This window comes from Seonamhaeicola sp. ABD4_175, from assembly GCF_056160885.1.
This window is the reverse complement of sequence record NZ_JBSWYC010000004.1, coordinates 417,724-440,254: the sequence shown is the minus strand read 5'-3', so window position 1 is coordinate 440,254 and position 22,531 is coordinate 417,724. Positions and strand designations below refer to the sequence as shown.

General features: G+C 32.3%; 22 protein-coding genes. 14 read left to right on the top strand and 8 right to left on the bottom strand.

Annotated elements, in window-relative coordinates:
• Positions 1-82: 82 nt before the first annotated feature.
• The 9 genes from ACXAG4_RS14685 (at position 83) to ftsY (ending at position 6,465) form a co-directional block, all read left to right on the top strand.
• The gene (locus ACXAG4_RS14685) at positions 83-1,420 is read left to right on the top strand and encodes a dihydrolipoamide acetyltransferase family protein (protein ID WP_475296837.1); all 1,338 of its coding nucleotides are present in this window, start codon (positions 83-85) and stop codon (positions 1,418-1,420) included.
• A 95-nt stretch (positions 1,421-1,515) separates the two neighbouring features.
• A complete protein-coding gene (locus ACXAG4_RS14680; protein ID WP_475296836.1) occupies positions 1,516-2,292 on the top strand; it encodes an exonuclease domain-containing protein in 777 nt (258 codons plus the stop codon).
• A gap of 49 nt (positions 2,293-2,341) precedes the next feature.
• The gene (locus tag ACXAG4_RS14675; protein ID WP_475296835.1) at positions 2,342-2,953 is read left to right on the top strand and encodes a fumarylacetoacetate hydrolase family protein; all 612 of its coding nucleotides are present in this window, start codon (positions 2,342-2,344) and stop codon (positions 2,951-2,953) included.
• Entirely contained in the window at positions 2,953-3,294 is a 342-nt protein-coding gene (locus tag ACXAG4_RS14670; RefSeq protein WP_475296834.1) for an Hpt domain-containing protein, read from the top strand. Before ACXAG4_RS14675 ends, ACXAG4_RS14670 begins: the two co-directional genes overlap by 1 nt.
• On the top strand, positions 3,294-4,547 hold the full coding sequence (locus tag ACXAG4_RS14665; protein WP_475296833.1) for a competence/damage-inducible protein A: 1,254 nt from the start codon (positions 3,294-3,296) through the stop codon (positions 4,545-4,547). The genes ACXAG4_RS14670 and ACXAG4_RS14665 overlap by 1 nt, the downstream gene beginning before the upstream one ends.
• Positions 4,548-4,626: 79 nt before the next feature.
• Positions 4,627-4,863, top strand: coding sequence for a 50S ribosomal protein L28 (gene rpmB, locus ACXAG4_RS14660; RefSeq protein WP_147134259.1), 237 nt, complete (start codon positions 4,627-4,629; stop codon positions 4,861-4,863).
• 26 nt (positions 4,864-4,889) lie between these two features.
• Positions 4,890-5,072, top strand: coding sequence for a 50S ribosomal protein L33 (gene rpmG, locus ACXAG4_RS14655; protein ID WP_133354867.1), 183 nt, complete (start codon positions 4,890-4,892; stop codon positions 5,070-5,072).
• Between the two features lie 7 nt (positions 5,073-5,079).
• Positions 5,080-5,232: a DUF4295 domain-containing protein gene (locus tag ACXAG4_RS14650; protein WP_475296832.1), complete on the top strand. Its 153-nt coding sequence runs from the start codon at positions 5,080-5,082 to the stop codon at positions 5,230-5,232.
• Positions 5,233-5,511: 279 nt separating this feature from the next.
• Positions 5,512-6,465 (top strand): signal recognition particle-docking protein FtsY, encoded by a 954-nt coding sequence (ftsY, locus tag ACXAG4_RS14645; protein WP_475296831.1) that lies wholly within the window; start codon positions 5,512-5,514, stop codon positions 6,463-6,465.
• Positions 6,466-6,507: 42 nt separating this feature from the next.
• On the opposite strand, the gene ACXAG4_RS14640 is transcribed toward ftsY, so the two are convergent.
• On the bottom strand, positions 6,508-7,590 hold the full coding sequence (locus tag ACXAG4_RS14640; protein WP_475296830.1) for a serine hydrolase domain-containing protein: 1,083 nt from the start codon (positions 7,588-7,590) through the stop codon (positions 6,508-6,510).
• Between the two features lie 116 nt (positions 7,591-7,706).
• Between ACXAG4_RS14640 and rimO the strand changes: the two genes are divergently transcribed.
• Positions 7,707-9,011, top strand: a complete 1,305-nt coding sequence (gene rimO / locus ACXAG4_RS14635; protein ID WP_475296829.1) for a 30S ribosomal protein S12 methylthiotransferase RimO — start codon at positions 7,707-7,709, stop codon at positions 9,009-9,011.
• A gap of 9 nt (positions 9,012-9,020) precedes the next feature.
• On the top strand, positions 9,021-9,698 hold the full coding sequence (locus ACXAG4_RS14630; protein WP_475296828.1) for a peptidoglycan DD-metalloendopeptidase family protein: 678 nt from the start codon (positions 9,021-9,023) through the stop codon (positions 9,696-9,698).
• Here the strand turns inward: ACXAG4_RS14630 and ACXAG4_RS14625 are convergent, their stop codons facing one another.
• The 7 genes from ACXAG4_RS14625 to ACXAG4_RS14595 all read right to left on the bottom strand — a co-directional run bounded on the left by ACXAG4_RS14625 (position 9,699) and on the right by ACXAG4_RS14595 (position 18,258).
• The gene (locus tag ACXAG4_RS14625; RefSeq protein WP_475296827.1) at positions 9,699-9,899 is read right to left on the bottom strand and encodes a YgaP family membrane protein; all 201 of its coding nucleotides are present in this window, start codon (positions 9,897-9,899) and stop codon (positions 9,699-9,701) included.
• A gap of 196 nt (positions 9,900-10,095) precedes the next feature.
• Positions 10,096-10,944 carry a metallophosphoesterase gene (locus tag ACXAG4_RS14620; RefSeq protein ID WP_475296826.1) on the bottom strand — a complete coding sequence of 283 codons (849 nt, stop codon included), beginning with the start codon at positions 10,942-10,944 and terminating at the stop codon, positions 10,096-10,098.
• 114 nt (positions 10,945-11,058) lie between these two features.
• Entirely contained in the window at positions 11,059-14,409 is a 3,351-nt protein-coding gene (gene secA, locus ACXAG4_RS14615) for a preprotein translocase subunit SecA (protein WP_475296825.1), read from the bottom strand.
• A 156-nt stretch (positions 14,410-14,565) separates the two neighbouring features.
• Positions 14,566-14,787, bottom strand: a complete 222-nt coding sequence (locus tag ACXAG4_RS14610; protein WP_019387375.1) for a DUF2795 domain-containing protein — start codon at positions 14,785-14,787, stop codon at positions 14,566-14,568.
• Positions 14,788-14,948: 161 nt separating this feature from the next.
• Complete coding sequence (locus tag ACXAG4_RS14605; protein WP_475296824.1) at positions 14,949-15,521, bottom strand: cob(I)yrinic acid a,c-diamide adenosyltransferase; 573 nt, start codon at positions 15,519-15,521, stop codon at positions 14,949-14,951.
• An 87-nt stretch (positions 15,522-15,608) separates the two neighbouring features.
• On the bottom strand, positions 15,609-16,376 hold the full coding sequence (locus tag ACXAG4_RS14600) for an O-methyltransferase (RefSeq protein WP_475296823.1): 768 nt from the start codon (positions 16,374-16,376) through the stop codon (positions 15,609-15,611).
• A 19-nt stretch (positions 16,377-16,395) separates the two neighbouring features.
• Positions 16,396-18,258 (bottom strand): ABC-F family ATP-binding cassette domain-containing protein, encoded by a 1,863-nt coding sequence (locus tag ACXAG4_RS14595; RefSeq protein ID WP_475296822.1) that lies wholly within the window; start codon positions 18,256-18,258, stop codon positions 16,396-16,398.
• 105 nt (positions 18,259-18,363) lie between these two features.
• On the opposite strand from ACXAG4_RS14595, the gene ACXAG4_RS14590 reads away from it, so the two are divergent.
• Genes ACXAG4_RS14590 through ACXAG4_RS14580 form a run of 3 tightly spaced genes read left to right on the top strand, consistent with a single transcriptional unit; the run spans position 18,364 to position 22,528 of the window.
• On the top strand, positions 18,364-19,161 hold the full coding sequence (locus tag ACXAG4_RS14590; protein WP_475296821.1) for a polysaccharide biosynthesis/export family protein: 798 nt from the start codon (positions 18,364-18,366) through the stop codon (positions 19,159-19,161).
• Positions 19,162-19,170: 9 nt separating this feature from the next.
• Positions 19,171-21,642 carry an exopolysaccharide transport family protein gene (locus ACXAG4_RS14585; RefSeq protein ID WP_475296820.1) on the top strand — a complete coding sequence of 824 codons (2,472 nt, stop codon included), beginning with the start codon at positions 19,171-19,173 and terminating at the stop codon, positions 21,640-21,642.
• Positions 21,643-21,664: 22 nt separating this feature from the next.
• Positions 21,665-22,528, top strand: a complete 864-nt coding sequence (locus tag ACXAG4_RS14580) for an ABC transporter permease (protein ID WP_475296819.1) — start codon at positions 21,665-21,667, stop codon at positions 22,526-22,528.
• Positions 22,529-22,531: the final 3 nt, after the last annotated feature.

The following is a 22,531-nucleotide window of genomic DNA, read 5'->3' as shown; positions in this document are numbered from 1 at the left end:
TATTGTTGAATTTTTAAATAAATCGGCTATTTTTCATTAATTTTGCAAACAGAAAATAGAAAACAACTATTACATTAAACATATGGCAAAGTTTGAGCTTAAATTACCTAAAATGGGAGAAAGTGTTGCTGAGGCAACAATTACATCGTGGTTAAAAGAAGTAGGTGAAACTATTGAGATGGATGAACCCATAGTAGAAATAGCAACAGACAAAGTAGATAGTGAAGTACCAAGTGAGGTAGATGGTGTTTTGGTTGAACGCTTTTTTAATGCAGATGATGTGGTGCAAGTTGGACAAGTAATTGCTGTAATTGAAACCGAAGGTAGTTTGCCTGAAACAGCAAGTGCTAATACAGATGAAACCGTTGAGGTAGCTCCTGAGCAAGCCGCTGTTCAAATTGAACAAAACATTGTTGCTGCTAAAGAAACTGTTGCGCCTGTAGTATCAAATGCAGATAGATTTTATTCGCCATTAGTAAAAAATATTGCAAAGCAAGAAGGTATTTCACAACAAGAATTAGATGCTATTTCAGGAACAGGTAAAGACGGCAGAGTTACTAAAAATGATATTTTAAAATATATTGATAATAAAGGAAATACAGAAAGCAAAACATCTGCACCTGTAGTTAATGAAACAAAAACTGTAGCACCTAAAAAAGAAGAAAAACCTGTTGAAAAATCTTCAAAAGAAATAGTTGTTTCAAGTAGTGAAGATGAAATTATAGAAATGACGCGTATGGGTAAACTCATTGCGCATCACATGAAAGAATCTATACAAACATCGGCTCACGTACAAAGTTTTATAGAAGCCGATGTAACAAACATTTGGAACTGGCGAAATAAAAATAAAGATGCGTTTCAAAAGCGTGAAGGTGAAAAATTAACGTTTACACCCATTTTTATGGAGGCTGTAGCCAAAGCGCTTAAGGAGTATCCAATGATGAATATTTCGGTGCAAGGCGATAGTAAAATCATTAAAAAGAAGCATATAAATTTAGGTATGGCCACCGCATTACCCGACGGTAATTTAATAGTGCCAGTTATAAAAAATGCCGACCAGTTAAACCTTGTTGGAATGGCTAAAAAAGTAAATAGTTTAGCAAACAAAGCAAGAGTAAATAAGTTAAGTCCTGATGATGTTCAAGATGGTACATATACCGTTACAAACGTAGGGTCTTTTGGAAGTATTATGGGGACACCTATTATAAACCAACCTCAAGTGGGTATTTTAGCATTGGGTGCTATTAGAAAAGTTCCTGCGGTTATTGAAACGCCTGAAGGCGATTTTATAGGTATTCGCTACAAAATGTTTTTATCGCATTCTTATGATCATCGTGTAGTAAATGGCGCATTAGGAGGCATGTTTGTAAAAGCTGTAAAAGATTATTTAGAAGCTTGGGACACTAACAGAGAAATATAAATATAAAAATAAACTTACAAAACCCAACTGCTTATGTGGTTGGGTTTTTCTATTTTTGCATATCAACCAAATTAATTTTTATAAAAGCGTCATAAATGCAACTCAACCTAACAAAACCCATTTGTTTTTTCGATTTAGAAACCACAGGAATTAATATTTCAAAAGATAGAATTGTTGAAATATCCATATTAAAAGTGTTTCCTAACGGAAAAGAAGACACCAAAACATGGTTGGTAAACCCAGAAATGAATATACCAAAAGAGGTAACAGCCATTCATGGTATTTCAAATGAAGATGTTGCAGATAAACCAACCTTTAAAGAATTAGCCAAAGAAATTTATAACCTTATAAAAGATTCAGATTTAGGCGGATTCAATTCAAACAGGTTTGATATTCCTTTACTTGCCGAAGAAATGTTGAGAGCAGATATAGATTTTGATATGAAAAACCGTTTGGCCATTGATGTGCAAACCATTTTTCATAAAATGGAACAACGAACATTAAGTGCAGCATACAAATTCTATTGCGATAAAAACTTAGATGGTGCTCACAGTGCCGAAGCTGATACTAAAGCCACATACGAAGTGTTAAAAGCTCAAATTGAAAGATATGAAGAGGTTGAAAATAACACCAAATTTTTAGCCGAGTTTAGCTCTAGAAAACAATTTGCAGATTTTGCAGGTTTTATAGTATTTAATAAAGATGGTGAAGAATGTTTCTCATTTGGTAAACATAAAGGAAAAAAAGTAGTAGATGTTTTAACTGAAGAACCAGGATATTTTGGTTGGTTATTAAATGCAGATTTTCCATTATACACCAAAAAAGTATTAACAAATATAAAGTTAAGAGGCTTTAATAATAAGTTGTTTTAATAACTTTTTAATGCATTAATTGTCTAATTAATTTTGAAACAAAGCATAAATGAAACTCATTTGTATAGGTAGAAATTATACTGAGCATATTGAAGAATTGCAAAACCAAAAGCCGCTAGAACCTGTTGTTTTTCAAAAACCAGATTCGGCCATTTTACTTAAAAAACAACCCTTTTTTATACCAGATTTTTCAAATGATGTACATTATGAAGTAGAGGTTTTGGTTAAAATTAATAGAATAGGAAAATATATCGATAAAAAATTTGCCCACAAGTATTACGATGAAATTGGGCTAGGTATAGATTTCACAGCACGCGATTTGCAAAGCAAATTAAAAGAAAAAGGCTTACCTTGGGAAAAAGCCAAAGCCTTTGACGGATCAGCGGTAATAGGTAAGTGGCTGCCTAAAAGTAACTTTGCCAATGTTAACACAATTGAGTTTTCTTTAAAAAAGAACAATAATATTGTGCAAAAAGGAAATACAAGCCACATGTTATGGCAAATTGATGAAATAATTGAATATGTTTCAAAATATTTCACATTAAAGATAGGAGATGTTATATTTACAGGAACTCCGGCAGGGGTTGGAAAAGTAAATGCTAACGATAAATTAACAGGTTTTATACAAACCACTGAAATGTTTTCAATAACAGTAAAATAATGGAACAACATTACAAATTATTTAGAGTACGCGAGTTAGCTGATAATGATGAAGATTTTATTAAAACACTAGCCGAAGCTTTTTTAGAAGAAGTAGCGCCAGATTTAGAAAGACTTCAAACTGCCGTAGCAGAAAAAGATTATCATGAAGCATACCAAGCGGCTCATAAAATGAAACCAACTGTAGATTTATTTGAACTTGGCGTGCTAGATACTTTAATAGAAGTACAAGATTGGGGTAAATTCACAAAAACAGATGAAGATATCACAGCGCAATTACAAATTGTAACAACCGCCGTAGAAAATGCACTTGTAGAAATAAAGAACGATTTTAATTTGTAATGTTAGCCCACGTAATAACCATTGGAGATGAACTGCTCATAGGGCAGGTTATTGATACAAATTCTGCTTTTATAGCCAAACAGCTAAATAAAATAGGAATTTCAGTGTATCAAATAACGTCTATTCAAGATGATAAAAACCATATTCTAAAAGCTTTAAACGAAGCTGAAAAAGATTCGGATATTATCATTTTAACCGGTGGATTAGGGCCTACAAAAGACGATATTACCAAAAAAACCATAGCCGAGTATTTTAATGATACACTTGTTAGAAGCCCTGAAGTGCTTCAAAATATAGAACAATTGTGGCGCAAACACGTTGGCGGTAAGCTATTGCAAGTAAATAAAGATCAAGCCTTGGTGCCTTCAAAATCAACCGTGTTAATGAACAAGCTTGGTACAGCACCAGGCATGTGGTTTGATAAAGGAAACAAAACAATAATTTCATTACCCGGTGTACCTTATGAAATGAGTACACTTATACAACATGCTGTGGTGCCAAAATTGCAAGCTAAGTATAAATGCCCGCATATAATTCATAAAACACTTTTAGTTTATGGTTTAGGTGAAAGTGCTTTGGCAGCAAAAATAGAGCAATGGGAAGACGCATTACCAACCGATATGAAATTAGCATATTTACCCAGTTTAGGAAAAATGCGTTTACGCTTATCATCAAAAGGGTTTGATGAAGCCGTTTTAAAAGCCCGAGTAGATGCCCAAGTTGATAAAGTAATACCACTTATAAAAGAAGAGTTTTTTGGTTTTGAAGACGAAGATGGTTCTGCCGAGGTTATCATTGCCAAACAATTAACAAAAATAGGTAAAACATTAGCTATAGCAGAAAGTTGTACAGGCGGTACTTTAGCCGAACAGTTTACCAAAAATTCTGGTGCATCAGCATATTTTAAAGGTGGTGTTGTAACGTATTCAACACAATCTAAAATAAATGTTTTAGGCGTTTCAAAAGATATAATTAACACACACTCTGTAGTTAGCGCGCAAGTTGCCGAAGCCATGGCTAGTAATGCTTTAAAACTTTTTAATACAGATTTTGCAGTAGCTACAACAGGAAATGCAGGCCCCACAAAAGGCGATTCTGATGCAGAAGTTGGCACCGTTTACATTGCTATAGCTACAAAAAACGCTGTTTTTTCTCAAATGTTTAGCTTAGGAAATCACAGAATAAAGGTTATAGATAGGGCTGTAAATAAGGCTTTAGAATTACTTCTTAAAGAAATTTTTAAAAATAGATAAAAATAAGATTGTCATAATGTAAATATTTTGTATATTTGCACCTCGATTTTAAGCAACAAAAATTTAAAGTTATATAATAATGTCAAGAGTTTGTGAACTTACCGGGAAGAAAGCAATGGTTGGAAACAACGTATCACACGCGTTAAATAGAACTAAGCGCAGATTCAATGCTAACTTAGTTAAAAAACGTTTTTATATTCCAGAAGAAGATAAGTGGGTAACTTTAAAGGTTTCTACGTCTGCTTTAAAAACTATTAACAAAATAGGTATATCTGCAGCAATTAAAGAAGCTAAATCTAAAGGATTTTTAAAATAATAGCTGCGTTTAAAAAGTATTAAGAAATGGCAAAGAAAGGCAACAGAATACAAGTAATTTTAGAATGTACAGAGCATAAAGCTTCTGGTCAACCAGGAACTTCTAGATACATTACTACAAAAAATAAAAAAAATACGCCAGATAGAATGGAATTGAAAAAATTCAACCCTATCCTTAAGCGTATGACAGTTCATAAAGAGATAAAATAATTAAGTCATGGCAAAAAAAGCAGTAGCATCGTTACAAACAGGATCTAAAAGGTTAACTAAAGCCATAAAAATGGTAAAGTCACCTAAAACAGGCGCTTATACTTTTGTTGAGGCTATTATGTCTCCAGAAGAAGTTAATGATTTTTTGAATAAAAATTAGTAAGCCTTTCTTATCAAAATATTAAACTGCTTTCTTTTAGTAAGAAAGCAGTTTTTTTATGTTTATATTTGGCGTGTTAAACTACTAAAAACCTGTTTTAAAAGTAGTTTTTCATTTTACATTCCTAAAAAGGTATATTATAAAAAAAGAATATTCTGCTATTATGGCAGAAAAAAATAGTGGCTAAATATTTGTTATATCATAATGTGTAATAGTGCACAAGTAATGTTTAGCTATTAAGTAAACAAGCTAACAACAAACACATAAACATTCAAAAGAATGAGTTTTTTTAAAAAAATATTTTCTTCTGAAAAAAAGGAAACATTAGACAAAGGTTTAGAAAAATCTAAAACCAGTTTTTTTGGTAAATTAAGTAAGGCCGTAGCAGGAAAATCTAAAGTTGACGATGAGGTTTTAGATAATTTAGAAGAAGTACTTGTAAGTAGTGATGTTGGTGTAAATACCACTTTAAAAATTATTGAACGCATAGAGGCACGAGTAGCCAAAGATAAATATCTTGGTACCGATGAGCTTAATACTATTCTTAGAGAAGAAATTGCTAGCTTATTAAGTGAAACAAATATTGGTGAAGAAACAGAGTTTACCATTCCAAAAGATAAAAAACCATATGTAATTATGGTGGTAGGTGTTAATGGAGTTGGTAAAACAACAACTATTGGTAAGTTAGCAAATCAATTTAAAAAGCAAGGTTTAAAAGTCGTTTTAGGAGCAGCCGATACCTTTAGAGCTGCAGCGATAGATCAATTACAAGTATGGGCAGACAGGGTAGATGTACCAATTGTAAAGCAAAGTATGGGTAGTGACCCAGCTTCGGTTGCTTTTGATACGTTGCAGAGTGCTGTTACACAAGATGCAGATGTGGTTATTGTTGATACCGCAGGTAGACTCCACAATAAGGTTAATTTAATGAATGAGTTAACCAAAGTAAAACGCGTTATGCAAAAAGTTGTACCAGATACACCTAACGATGTGCTTTTGGTGTTAGATGGTTCTACTGGCCAAAATGCTTTTGAACAGGCTAAACAGTTTACAGCAGCTACAGAGGTTACATCATTAGCAGTTACAAAATTAGATGGAACAGCCAAAGGTGGCGTTGTAATTGGTATTTCAGATCAATTTAAAATTCCTGTAAAGTATATTGGTGTTGGTGAAGGTATTGATGATTTACAAGTGTTTAATAAGTTTGAATTTGTAGATTCCTTCTTTAAATAAAAATTTTAATTCCTGTTTTTTACGGGAATTTTTTTTAAACAATTAATTTGTTAGATCATTAATTTTTTTCCATAAGTCATTATCAAAACTAGAAAGGGCAAAGGTTTCTTTTTCAGCTGCATTTCCCATTCTTACAACTACTAATTTTTTACTAGGAGCAATATAAATTTTTTGATCGTTTTTACCTAAAGCGGCAAACATATCAATGGGTGCATTGGGTACTAAACTACCAGCAAATTGTAATTGACTTCCTGGTAATAAGTATTGTTGTTTTCCGTTTAACCACCATAAATAACCATATGATTTATTCATATTTTGTGAAGTATTTGTGGCTTCGTTTAAAAAAGCTTCAGAAACAATTTGCTCGTTGTTCCATTTGCCTTTTGCATAAATTAATAATCCAAAATGGGCCATACTTCGCGTATCACTCCAATAAACATTAAAATCGTTTAGTTCTAACCAATTTCCATTACTGTTCATACCAATTTTATCTCTTAATTTGGTGTTAAAATAGTTTTTAAATGGCGTGCCACTAGCTTCAACTAAAACATCTTGCATTTTTTTATAAACATTATGGTATGCCCAACGTGTGCCAGCATCGGCCTTATATTGCAGATTTTCAGGGTTTGTTTTGTCTCCTAAGCTATCATCTAAACCAGAACTCATTGATAATAAATGTTTACAAGTAATTAAATGCTCTTTTTCAATGGGCATTTGCGTCCACCCATTACCTAAATAATCAGAAATTTTGTGGTTTAAATCAATTAAACCTTCATTTTGAGCAATACCAGAAAGTGTTGAAGTAAGTGTTTTACCTGCACTGGCCCAATACCAAAGCTTGTTGCTATCATGTCCATTCATATATGCTTCAACAGCAATTTTTCCGTTGTGAAGCATTATAAAACCTTTGGTGTTATTAGTTTCTAAAAACTGTAATAATGTCTCAAGTTTATTGGTGTTCCAGCCTAAATTATCAATGGGTGTAGTTTCCCAAGTTGTTGTATTTGCTTCAGGAAAGTAAATAGAACCATCATCAGCTACATTGGTGTTAGTGGTAGTTTCTTCCGTAGAACAATTAAAAAAAACTATTGCTAAAAACAGAAATAAGTAGGTTTGGTTTTTCATAATTTGGAGTTATTTCATAATTAAGACATTCAAATATACTAAAGGTTTAATAGTAACTAATTTAAAATTATAAATCTTAAATCATTCCGTATCTTTGCACCCATATTTAAAATAGTATGCGTACAAAAACATTAAAAAAGAACAAGATAAATGTAGTAACCCTAGGCTGTAGTAAAAATGTTTACGATAGCGAGGTGTTAATGGGGCAACTTAAAGCAAGTGGTAAAGACGTTGTTCATGAAGAAGAAGGTAATATTGTAGTTATAAATACTTGTGGTTTTATTAACAATGCCAAAGAAGAAAGTGTAAATACTATTTTAGAGTTTATGCAAAAAAAGGAAGCAGGTGATGTTGATAAAGTTTTTGTAACAGGCTGTTTAAGTGAGCGCTATAAACCAGATTTACAGAAGGAAATACCAAATGTAGACCAATATTTTGGCACTACAGAGTTGCCTGGTTTGTTAAAAGCTTTGGGAGCCGATTATAAGCACGAACTTGTTGGAGAGCGCTTAACAACCACCCCAAAAAACTACGCTTATTTAAAAATTGCTGAAGGATGCGATAGGCCTTGTAGTTTTTGCGCCATACCTATTATGCGTGGTAAACACCGTAGTACACCTATTGAAGATTTAGTTGTTGAAGCTGAAAAACTTGCAGCAAATGGTGTTAAAGAATTAATACTTATTGCCCAAGATTTAACCTATTACGGACTAGATTTATACAAAAAACGAAATTTAGCTGAACTTCTTGAAGCTTTAGTAAAAGTTGAAGGTATTGAATGGATTAGGCTGCACTATGCATTTCCAACTGGCTTTCCAATGGATGTGCTTGATGTTATGAAACGCGAACCTAAAATTTGTAACTATTTAGATATTCCGTTACAGCATATTTCTGATAGTATTTTGAAAAGCATGCGCCGTGGTACAACCAAAGAAAAAACCACAAAATTAATTGAACAATTTAGGAAAGCTGTTCCAGAAATGACTATCCGTACTACTTTAATTGTTGGTTATCCTGGTGAAACCGAAGCTGATTTTGAAGAATTAAAGGCGTGGGTAAAAACAATGCGTTTTGAGCGTTTGGGCTGTTTTACTTATTCACATGAAGAAAACACACATGCATATAATTTAGAAGATAACGTACCTGAAGAAGTTAAAATAGATCGTGCTAACCAAATTATGGAGATACAATCACAAATTTCTTGGGAGCTAAATCAAGCTAAAATAGGGCAGGAGTTTAAGGTTATTATTGATAGAAAAGAAGGTAATTATTTTATAGGAAGAACCGAGTTTGATTCGCCCGATGTTGATAACGAAGTTTTAATTGATGCTACAAAAACCTATTTAAAAACTGGTGAATACACCACAGTTATAATTACCGAAGCTGAAGATTTTGATTTGTATGCCGATGTTTTAAATTAATTATAATTTATGGGGCTGCACACTATTTTAAATTCTATTAGTTCAAAGCCATTACATGTTTTAAGTGAAGCCATTTTAAAATCTCAATATGTTGCATTAAACCTATCGGAAAATAACGACGCATTAAAACAGGTAGATGTATCATCACCTAAATATTTAGGGAATTTTATTAATCAAATTAAAGCAAAAAATAATGCTTTAGTGGCATTTGGAGGTTATAAAGAAGCACGTGGAATTTACAGACGAAGTAATCATTTTAGTAACACAGAGCAAGAGCGTAATATCCATTTGGGTATAGATTTATGGATTGATGTGAATACGCCTATTTTAGCACCTCTACACGGTAAAGTACACAGCTTTAAAAATAATACCAATTTTGGCGATTATGGGCCAACAATTATACTAGAGCATACGGTTGAAAAGCATACTTTTTACACACTCTATGGTCATTTAAGTTTACAATCTATTAAACAAATAGAAGTAGGTAAAACATTTGTTCAAGGCGAACAAATAGCAACTTTAGGAGATGAAGCTGTTAACGGAAATTACCCACCACATTTACACTTTCAAATTATAAAAGATTTACAAGGTTGTGTAGGCGATTATCCAGGAGTGTGTTCAAAAAATGAGTTGAATTTTTATTTAGAAAATTGCCCAGATCCTAATATAATCTTAAAGTTAACGTAGTTAGTTTTTTGGTTTTACTCTGCAGGTGTTAACCTTAAATAACACATATAAAGGACAATTTCCAGTAATACTTGTTAGTATAAATATTCCAGCTAAAATTAACAGTATTGTGCTAGCAGTTCCTGTTAAAACTCCAGTAATAGATAAAATAACAATTACCAGCGCAATAACACCTCGTAGTAATCTATCTATAATATCCATGTTTTTTTTTATCTTAAATAAACCCATAACATTATTTTATTAAATATTAAATAGGCAACTTATTATTAGTTAATTGCCTGTATTAGAAGGTGTTTTTATAAAATTAAATTTTAATTATTATAAAATCAAATTTTTTACATCTATTTTTTAATAAATAAGTAATTATAAACCGTTTATCTAATTAAATTAGTATTTGTTAAAATATTTTAGTTTCTAATTGAAAGCAAGTTATTTCGGGTCTTACATTTAAACGCACTTGGTATAGGTGCCCTAAAGCTCTATTTATATACAATGTTCTGTGGTTTGATAAATTAAAAATACCAGCCGAGTATAATTTGTTTTTAACTGGTAAAATAGGAGGTTTTAAAAACGGAGGTTTTACTTGTCCGCCATGAGTATGCCCAGACAAAATCCAACTATTATAATTATTCCATACATCTAAATCACACACATCAGGGTTATGGCATAAAGTTAAGTTAGCATTGTTAGCATTAAAATTAGCAAGCGCTTTTTCTGGGTTAAAATTAGTACCCCAAAAATCGTCAATTCCAATAATGTTTAAACCATTAATATTAGTAGATTCATTTCTAAGTACAGTAATTCCAAACGTATTTACAATATCTGTAATGGTGTTGGCAACATGGCTTTCTTCCCAATTTTCACCGTAATCATGGTTGCCCAAAACGCCCAAGGTGCCCATGTTTCCTTTTACAGCATGTTGCATTACTTTTTTTAATTGTTCGAATTGTTCAGGGCTATCATAATGCACAAAATCGCCTGTATAAACAACAATGTCTGGTTTTAAAGCTTGAGCTTTTTTAAATGCTTTAATAAGATAATTATCATCAACATGATTACCAATATGTATATCGCTTATTTGCATTATAGTTTTACCAACTAAGTGTTTTGGTAAGTTTTTAATAGGCATTTGTAGGTTTACAAATTCTAACCAATAAGGTTCAAGTTGCCACGCGTATAAGCCCGTAACTGCTCCAATACCAATAGTACTATAAATACTTTTTTTTATGAATTTTCTACGTTTCAAAAAAGCTAAATTTAGAGTTTTGCTTATAATTGGTTATTAAAAGCGAATATAGAAAAGTAAAAAATCCTGATAAAACTTATCAGGATTTTCTTTTTTATTGTAATGAAATACATACTATTCTTCAACAATAACCCATTCGCCTTTAGCTAATAGAGGTTCAGCTTGTTTGAATTTTACAGTTTTGTTTTCGCCATTCATTACATTTTTTATGGTAACACGATCGTTACGTCCAATTTTTGGTTTATCGCGTACAATGGTTTCAACAACTTGCTGCTGTTGCGTATTACTAGCAGCTCTATTTTGAGCTGAGCGTTCATCAAGATTTGGTATTTCTTCTTTAGTAGTTTGTACTTTTTCTTGTTTTCTTGCTCTGGCTTCTTGTATGTTGTCTTGCGTTTCTTGCGGCAATTCACCTTTAAATAAAAATGAAATAACATCTTTATTTACTTGGTCAATCATTTCTTTAAATAATTCAAAAGCTTCAAATTTATAAATTAAAAGCGGATCTTTTTGCTCATGTACAGCTAATTGAACAGATTGTTTTAACTCATCCATTTTACGTAAATGCGTTTTCCATGCATCATCAATTATGGCTAGTGTAATATTTTTTTCAAAATCTGTAATTAGTTGTTTACCATTTGTTTGGTAAGCTTTTTCAAGATCTGTAACAACGTTTAAACTTTTTACACCATCGGTAAATGGTACTACAATGCGTTTGTATTTATCGCGTTGATTTTCGTATACATTTTCAATAACAGGGAAAGCAATTTCGGCATTGCGTTCCATTTTTTCACGGTAATGATCAAAAGCAGCTTTGTATATTTTTGAAGTGATATCTTGCTCTGAAAGTTTACCAAATTCAGTTTCTGAAATTGGAGAACTCATTGAGAAATATCTAATTAATTCAAACTCGAAGTTTTTATAATCATTAGCCGCTTTGTTTGTTTGCGCAATACCTTCAGAGGTATCATAAATCATGTTTGCTAAATCTACACGAAGGCGTTCACCATGTAAGGCATGCTTGCGGCGTTTGTAAACTACCTCACGTTGTGCATTCATTACATCATCATATTCTAATAAACGTTTACGCACGCCAAAGTTATTTTCTTCAACTTTTTTCTGTGCACGTTCAATAGATTTTGATATCATAGAATGTTGAATAACTTCACCTTCTTTTAAGCCCATTCTATCCATCATTTTGGCTATACGTTCACTTCCAAAAAGACGCATTAAATTATCTTCTAAGGATACATAGAATTGTGAGCTACCAACATCACCTTGACGTCCTGCACGACCACGCAACTGGCGGTCTACACGACGTGAATCATGACGCTCTGTACCAACAATTGCTAAACCGCCGGCTTTTTTAACCTCATCACTTAATTTAATATCGGTACCACGACCCGCCATATTTGTAGCAATGGTTACTTGCCCGCTTCTACCTGCTTGGTCTACAATTTCAGCTTCTTTTTTGTGCTGTTTTGCGTTTAATACATTATGCGGAATTTTACGAATGCTAAGCATTTTACCAAGTAACTCTGATATTTCAACGGAAGTTGTACCAATTAATACCGGGCGACCAGCTTTTGATAATTGTGTTACTTCATCAATTACGGCGTTATATTTTTCGCGTTTAGTTTTGTAAACTAAATCTTCACGATCATCGCGTGCAATGGATCTATTTGTAGGAATTTCCACAACATCTAGTTTGTAAATTTCCCAAAACTCGCCAGCTTCAGTAACGGCAGTACCCGTCATACCTGAAAGTTTACGGTACATTCTGAAGTAATTTTGAAGTGTTACTGTTGCAAATGTTTGGGTAGCATCTTCAATTTTTACGTTTTCTTTGGCTTCAATAGCTTGGTGTAAACCATCGGAATAACGACGACCATCCATGATACGTCCCGTTTGCTCATCTACAATCATTACTTTGTTATCCATTACCACGTATTGCGTGTCTTTTTCAAACAAAGCGTATGCTTTTAGTAATTGGTTTAACGTGTGTATGCGTTCAGACTTTACGCCAAATTCTTTATATAAATCTTCTTTTAAATTAGCCTCTTCTTCAGATGATAAACCTTGTCTTTCAATTTTTGCAATTTCCATACCTATTTCTGGCATCACAAAGAAATTAGGATCTTCTTTACCAGAAATAAACTCAACACCTTTATCGGTTAATTCAACTTGGTTATTTTTTTCATCAATTACATAGTACAATTCAGCATCAACCTTGTGCATTTCGCGGTTGTTGTCTTGCATGTAAAAGTTTTCGGTTTTTTGTAAAAGTAGTTTTATGCCTTCTTCACTTAAAAATTTAATAAGTGCTTTGTTTTTTGGCATACCGCGGTATACGCGTAATAGTTGAAAACCACCTTCTTTGGTATCGCCAGAGGCAATTAGTTTTTTTGCTTCGGCTAAAACACCTGTTAAATATTTTCGCTGTACACCAACAATGTTATCTACTTTTGGTTTTAGCTCGTTAAATTCATGGTGATCACCTTTTGGTATGGGGCCAGAAATAATTAATGGTGTACGGGCATCGTCAATTAAAACAGAGTCAACCTCATCAACAATAGCATAGTGGTGCGGACGTTGCACTAAATCTTCAGGTGCATGCGCCATGTTATCACGCAGGTAATCAAAACCAAATTCGTTGTTTGTACCGTAAGTAATATCGGCATTGTAGGCTTTTCTTCGGGCGTCAGAGTTTGGTTGATGGTAATCAATACAATCTACACTAAGGCCATGAAACTCAAAAATTGGTGCCATCCACGCGCTATCACGTTTTGCAAGATAATCGTTAACCGTCACAAGGTGCACACCTTTACCAGCTAAGGCATTTAAATAAACGGGTAGTGTAGCAACAAGTGTTTTACCTTCACCAGTTTGCATTTCGGCAATTTTACCTTGGTGCATGGCTATACCACCAATTAACTGCACATCATAATGAATCATGTCCCAAGTAATTGGTTTTCCTGCGGCGTCCCATGAGTTTGCCCAAGTTGCGTTATCGCCATCTAAAGTTATATAATCTTTGGTGCCTGATAATTCACGATCAAAAGTAGTGGCATTTACGGTAATACTTGTATTATTTACAAAGCGTTTTGCTGTTTCTTTTACTACCGCAAAAGCTTCGGGTAAAATATCATTTAAAACGGTTTCGGTTTTTGCGTAAACATCGTCATGTATTTTATCTATTTCTAGGTAAATATCTTCGCGTTCATCAATATTTTCGGTGTTTTCGGCTTGTTGTGTAAGTGTGGCTATTTTGTTGTTTAAATCTTGACAAGCTTCGGCTATTTTAGCTTTAAATTCTACGGTTTTATTTCGTAATTCGTCATGTGATAAGGCTTCTAAAGCAGCCTCAAAAGATTTTATTTTTTCAACAATTGGCTTAATAGCCTTAACGTCTTGTTTTGATTTGTCTCCTACAAATACTTTTAAGACAGAATTTAAAAAACTCATAATGTGTATTTATATTTACTAAGGGTGTTTACCCTGTAGTTTGTAATGTATTTTTGATGTGCTTTCAAAGATACATTATGTTATATGTTTTTGTAGCTATAAGAATAAAAAAAAGCCTCAAAAAAGAGACTTTTTAACTATTTTTATGCTTTTTATTTAGTATTCATCTTCATTCCACAGATAATCTTCATCTGTAGGATAATCAGACCAGATTTCTTCAATAGAATCATATGAATCACCTTCGTCTTCAATAGACTGTAAATTTTCAACAACTTCTAAAGGTGCTCCAGTTCTAATAGCATAGTCAATTAGCTCGTCTTTTGTAGCCGGCCAAGGGGCATCACTTAAATAAGATGCTAGTTCTAAAGTCCAATACATTTCTTCTAGGTTTAATTTTTTGCAAAAATAAATTTTTAGTTTAAACGTGCAAGAAAAAAGTGCATTATTTAATCATTAATTAAAAGAGCGTTTTTCTTTACGTTACAAAAGCGTAAAAATTTTACATTTTGCAAGGTTAATACTTGGTTATCCAAATGGTTTTAGTGTTTTTCTGGAATCCACTTTACTTCATTTGCCTGTAAATCGAGTGTCAACTTTCGTGCCAATACAAAAAGGTAGTCAGAAAGACGGTTTAAATATTTTAAAACGTTGGTTTCAACAGGTTCTGTTTCATTAAGGGCTGTAGCTAAACGTTCGGCTCTACGGCACACACAACGGGCAACGTGACAGAATGACACGGTTTGGTGCCCACCAGGAAGTACAAAGTGTGTCATGGGTAGTAAAGCGGCATTCATGGTATCCATTTCGTGCTCTAAACGCGTTATTTCTTCGTCTGAAATTTTATTAATATTCAAACGTTCTTTGCCGTTTTTTAAAACAGCTTTTTCAGGGTCTGTGGCTAAAATAGCGCCAACAGTAAAAAGTTCATGTTGTATTTTTATGAGTGTATTTTTATACTGTTCTTGTATATTTTGGTCTCTAATTAAGCCAATGTATGAGTTAAGCTCATCAACGGTGCCGTAACTTTCAATACGAATATGGTGTTTGGGTACGCGTGTGCCACCAAATAGAGCAGTAGTGCCTTTATCGCCTGTTTTTGTGTAAATTTTCATATTTTCAAAGTTAAAAGTAAAAAACTGAAAAGGCAAAAGTTAAAAGTTTTTACTGCTTGTTTTAAAATGGTATGTAAAGTAGAATTATTAAACTCTAATAACAAAATGTTCTTTACCTTGTTCTTTTCTAAAAAAGACAAAGCCCCAAAAAAAGGTGTTAATGGTTACAGTAACTTTTGGGTGTGTTTTTATAATTTCCCAAGCTTCACTCATTTGTTTAGACCAATAAATATCATCAAAAATAAAAACGGTGTTGTTGTTTACGGTTGGTAAAAGGGTTTCAAAATAATGTAGAGTAGGTTCTTTTTGATGATTGCCATCAAAAAAGACAAGATCTAAACTTTGATTTTTAAGCTCAGGAAGTATGGTTGAAAAATCGCCATTTTTAATTTGAATATTTTTGAAGTTTTTTAAGTTTTCTTTTGAAAATTCTGAAATATTAGGGCAACCTTCAATACTTAAAATGTTAGTGTTGTTGTTTGCAAGAGCTATAGCGTGTGTAGCAATACCTAATGAAGTACCAAGCTCTAAAACATTATTGGGTTTTAAATATTTTGAAAGCCTAAAAAGTAGCTTTGCTCGTTTTAATGTAGTGCCGCTTGTTTTGGCTATTTCGGCTACTTTTCGGTGGTTTGAAGTTGTTTTTTTTGAACCCGGACCTAAATCTATTACCGAAATGCGTGTGTTGTTTTTTTGAAGTGATTTTTGGTAGTTTTTTAGGCTATTGTAAGCTTTAAAGGTTGTTTTGTTATAAAAACACTTGGTTACCAAATTGTACACAAAAGGTGAGTGTACACCATGTTGATTGGTAGATTTTAACAGAAATTTTATGTACTGTATGGTTTGGTATAACATGTTTTATAACTTCAAAACACTAGTTTTCTAGTTTTTCAGATAGTTTAAACCAACGTTCTTCTTTAGTTTCAATGGTATCAATAATACCTTGAAGTTCTTCTGATAGTTTGTTTATTTGCTCTTGTGTTAAATCTGGATTCAAAAATTTGTCTTCTAATTGTTTTTTATCGTATGCTAAAGATTTCAGTTTACTTTCAATATTTTTAAGTTCTTTTTCTTCGTTGTAACTTAGTTTGCTTGCTTTGTTTTCTTTCCAAGCGGTTTTGTCTTTTTTGTCTTCCGTAGCTTTTGAAATGGAAGGCTGGCTATCTTCATAAACTCTATAATCTGTGTAATTTCCTGGGAAATCTTCAATATCACCATCACCTTTAAATACAAAAAGATGATCAATGACTTTATCCATAAAATACCTGTCATGCGATACAACTATAATGCAACCAGGGAAATCTAACAAAAATTCTTCAAGTACATTTAGGGTAACAATATCTAAATCATTGGTAGGCTCATCAAGAATTAAAAAGTTTGGATTTTGAATTAAAACGGTGCACAAGTACAATCGTTTACGCTCGCCACCACTTAGTTTTTCAACAAAATCATATTGTTTTTTTCTGCTGAAAAGAAAACGTTCTAACAGTTGTTGGGCGCTAATTTGTTTACCTTTTTTAAGAGGAATATAGTCACCAAACTCTTTAATAACATCAATAACTTTTTGTTCGGGTTTTACGGTAATACCATTTTGGGTGTAGTAGCCAAATTTTACAGTTTCGCCTTTTACAATTTTACCGGCATCGGGTTGAGCGGTTTGGGTTAAAATATTAAGAAATGTAGATTTACCTGTGCCGTTTTTACCAATAATACCAACGCGTTCTCCTTTTTTAAAGGTGTAATCAAAGCTTTTTAAAATAACTTTGTCTTTAAAGGCTTTTGAAACTTTATGAAACTCAAGAATTTTACTTCCCAAACGTTCCATGTTAAGTTCTAATTGTACCTGGTGTTCTTTACGGCGTTGGTGCGCTTTGTGTTTAATTTCAAAAAAATCGTCTATTCTAGATTTAGATTTTGTGGTGCGCGCTTTAGGTTGGCGTCGCATCCATTCTAATTCTTTTTTAAATAGTTGTTTTGTTTTACCGGCCTCAATAGCTTCACGCTCTTTGCGCGCTTCTTTTTTCTCTAAGTAATACGAATAATTGCCTTTATAATTGTATAATTCGCCACCATCTAACTCTATAATTTCATTACACACACGCTCAAGAAAATACCTATCATGCGTTACCATAAAAAGGGTAATATTTTCTTTAGCAAAAAAGGCTTCAAGCCATTCAATCATTTCTAAATCTAAATGGTTTGTAGGCTCATCTAAAATAAGTAAATCTGGTTTGTTTATTAAGGCATTAGCCAATGAAAGACGTTTTTTTTGCCCGCCAGAAAGTAGCGCCACTTTTTGGTTTAAATTATCTAGTTTTAATTGAAAAAGTATTTGTTTGTATTGCGTTTCAAAATCCCAAGCATTATGTTGTTCCATAGCTTCAAAAGCTTTTTGGTAAGCTTCGGTGTCTTCAGGATTTAAAAGCGCTTGTTCGTAGTTGTGAATTACCTTTAAAATAGGGTTTTCGCTTGCAAAAATAGTTTCTTCAACCGTTAGGTTTTTATCAAATTTTGGGTCTTGCGAAAGAAATGCTACTTTAATGTCTTTGCGGTAAATAACATTACCGGTATCGGCTTGGTCATCACCAGAAAGAATATTTAAAATAGAGGTTTTACCCGTACCATTTTTTGCAACAAAGGCAATTTTTTGGTCTTTATGAATGCTAAATGATAGGTTTTCAAATAGCACAACTTCACCGTAAGATTTTGATATGTTTTCAACAGTTAAATAATTCATAAACCCGCTTTTTTTGCAAATAACGTGCAAATATCTATAAAATCCGATTGAAGTTTTATTATTCCCTTTGAAAACCTATATTTGTGTTTACTCAACCTATTTTTAATGAAACATTGTTATTGGTTACTTATATTGCTTTTTACTGTGTTATTTAGCTCATGCATTACAAACAAAGATGTGGTGTATTTGCAGGATAAAGGAACATCAATAAGTGATTCGCTTCAAATTAAAGAACTTTCAAAACCATACAGAGTTCAAATTAATGACATTTTGTATATAAATGTTAAGGCTTTAGATGAAGAGCTGGTTAGTATTTTTAATCCAACATCTCAAGAAAACTCTGGGCAAAACGTAGGTGGAGCAAATTTATACTTTACGGGTTTTACTGTTGATTTACATGGCAATATAAAGTTTCCTATTTTAGGTGAAATTAATGTGTTAGGTTATACAATTAAAGATATTGAAGCCAAGGTTAAAACAGAACTTTTAAAACAATATTTTAAAGAAACTGCTGAAATTTTTGTTACTGTAAAACTAGCTGGTTTACGTTACACTGTAACAGGCGAAACTGGAGGAACAGGTGTTTACACCTTATTCCAAGATAGGGTTAATATTATTGAAGCTTTAGCAAATGCGGGTGATATTAAAACCACTGGAGATAGAACCGATGTGTTGGTAATAAGGCAATACCCAGACGGACAAAAAATACACCACATAGATTTAACTGATGTTACAGCCATGAAATCGCCTTTTTATTACATTCAGCCTAATGATATGATTTTAGTAAAACCTTTAAAACGTAAGGTTTTAGGGGCAGGCGAAACTGCTACGCAAACTTTAACAACGGTAGCATCAATTTTTTCAGTATTAGTTTCTACGTACTTTTTAGCCAAAAACTTGTAAGTTGTATTTATGGATGATGAATTTGATATATTAGAAAATACGGGCACCACATCAGCCTCTGCATTTGATATAAAAAAGTTTTTGTTTAGAGCTTTAAGCTACTGGAAATGGTTTATACTGCTTTTAGCCATTAGTTTTTATTATGTGCATTATAAAAATGTAAGAGAGGAATTCTCGTATAGATTAGGTACTAAAATTTCTATTGAAGATGATAGTAATCCGCTATTCACATCAAACGCAAGTTTAACTTTTAATTGGGGTGGCGTAACAGCAAAAGTTCAAACCTTGGTTGTTACTTTAAAATCGCGTTCGCACCATGAAAAAGTAGTTGAACGCTTAGAGTTTTACAAAAGTTATTTAACCCAAGGGCGCTTTAGAAAAGAAGATATTTACAAAGCAGCGCCTTTTAGGTTTAATCATGAATACAATGCGCATCAATTAATTAATTTACCCGTTAAAATTACCTTTAAAAACAGTGATACGTTTGAGTTAGAGGTAGATTTTACAGGAACTACCGTAGCTGCGCAAAATTACATTACCAAAAACACTAAAACTATTGATGTTACTCCAGGTGTTTTTACAAAACAATTTAAAATAGGTGCACCTATAAATTTACCATTTTTAAAAGGAACCGTAGTTTTAGCAGAAGACAGAATAGTGCGCCCAGAAACAAGTTATTATATTCAGTTTAGTAATTTTGATAGTGTTGTGGCTAGTTATAAAGGCAGAACATCTGTATCAAATCCTGCAAATTCACCAATTCTTGATATATCGTTAATAGATAAAAATACCGGTAAAATAGTTGATTATTTAAACACAATAGTAACTGTTTTAAGTGAAGACCAACTAAATAGAAAAAACCAATATGCAACTAATGCCATTAAGTTTATTGATGAACAAATATCTAGAGTAAAAGGCGAGTTAAGTAAAAATGCTGAAGATTTAAATGAGTACCGAAAAAAGAATAAAATATTTAGTTTAGATGATGAAAGCGTAATACTAAATGAAAAACTTACAGATTTAGATGCTGAAAAAGAAAGTATAAACAGACAGCTAAATTACTACGCAAATTTACAAGGGTATTTAACTACAAGTAGCACTTTTACTGATATTCCTGCGCCATCAATAGCAGGTATAAATGATGTTAATATTTTGAATAATGTGTCTAAAATAAATGAGCTTTCGGTTCAAAAATCAAAACTTCAATATTCAGTACGTAATGATGCTAGTATTTTTAATGATTTAAATAGGCAAATTGAAGGTTTAAAAAATGTATTACTTGAAAATATTAAAGCGGCTACCAATGTGCTAAAACGCGAATCAAAATTAGTTAGTAGTAGGTTAAGTAAAGTTGAATCTCAATTTAGTAAACTACCCGAAGACCAACAGCGTTTAATTACCATAGAACGCCAATATACATTAAGTGAGCAAACATATAATGTGTTTTTAGCTAAACGCGGTGAAGCAGAAATTATAAAAGCATCAAATGTATCTGATATTTTGGTAATTGATTCTGCTAAAAATACAGGCGCACAAGTTTTAGGCAGAAATTTAAACGTTAGGTATGTTTTTGCGTTTTTAATAGCATTAATTATTCCGTTAATATTGGCATTTATTTTTACGTTATTAGACAATAGTATACATAGCCCATTAGATGTTGAACAACTATCTCAAATACCTATTTTAGGTGTTGTAGGGAAAAATCCGTTAGATAATAATTTAATAGTACACAGAAAACCAAAATCGGCCGTAGCAGAATCTTTTAGAGCAATACGCTCAAATCTTCAATACTTCTATAAAACTAAAAATTTAGAAGGCGCTAAAACACTTTTGGTAACTTCATCAGTTAGTGGAGAAGGCAAAACGTTTACTTCAATAAACATGGCCACCGTTTTTGCATTAAGCGAAAAAAAAACGGTACTTGTTGGTTTAGATTTAAGAAAACCAAAGATTTTTGGAGACTTCAATATTAAAAATGAAATTGGTGTAGTTAATTATTTAATAGGGCAAGATGCTTTAAAAGATATAGTACAAACAACTGAGGTTGAGTTTTTAGATGTTATTACCTCAGGGCCAATACCGCCAAATCCTGCAGAGTTATTAATCAGCCCTAAGTTACATAAATTAATAACACAATTAAAACAGCAGTATGATTACATTGTTTTAGATACACCACCTATGGGCTTGGTAGCCGATGCTTTAGAGTTATTTGATTTTGTAGATACCTCAATTTACATGGTTAGGCAAGATTACACAAAAAAAGGTATGCTTAATTTTATAAATGAAAAATATAGAAATAAGCAAATACAAAACATTAGTATAGTTTATAATGGTTATGACCAAAAAGCAAAATACGGCTATGGTTATGGTTACGGCTATGGTTATGGCTATGGTTACGGTAACTATGCTAATGGATATCATGAAGCCGCTAAAGCAAAAACAGGATTAATTGACAAAATAAAATCTATAATTAAAAAATAAACCTACTAATAATTTAATTTTTTTGGGCAAGCATCAAACAAACGAGTGGTTATTTACAATATCTTCTAAACGAAAATTAATAGATTTAAATTTAAAAGAAGTTTGGAGGTACAGAGATTTACTAATGCTTTTTGTTAAGCGTGATGTTGTAACAGTATACAAGCAAACCATTTTGGGGCCTTTGTGGTATTTAATAGAGCCTTTATTTACCTCAGTTATTTTTACATTAATTTTTAATAATGTAGCAAATATTTCAACGGGAGCAGTGCCTTCGTTTTTGTTTAATTTGGCGGGTATTACCATTTGGAACTATTTTAAAGTGTGTTTTATGTCAACATCAAATACATTTTCTGCCAATGCGGGCATTTTCGGTAAGGTGTATTTTCCGCGTATAATAGTACCATTATCAGTGGTTATTTCAAACTTGTTAAAATTTGGTATTCAGCTACTTGTTTTTGCTGTATTCTATATATATTATTACAACAAAGGAGCAGAAATTTCATTAAATAAGCATACCTTTTTATTTCCTGTAATCATTATTATTATGGGTATGTTAGGTTTGGGTTTAGGTATGGTAATTTCTTCATTAATAACTAAATACAGAGATTTAAAGGTTTTAATTAATTTTGGTTTACAATTACTTATGTACATTTCTGCTGTTATGTATCCTGTTTCTTTTTTTAAAGAAAAACTTCCTGATTATGCATGGGTAGTAGAATACAATCCGTTAACCTTTGTTGTTGAAAGTGTTAGATATATGTTGTTAAGTTCAGGTAGTTTTAATATTGAAATGTTTATTTATACATTGTCTGTTACTCTGGTAATATTTTTTATAGGAATGATTATATTCAATAAAACAGAAAAGAATTTTATAGATACGGTTTGATGA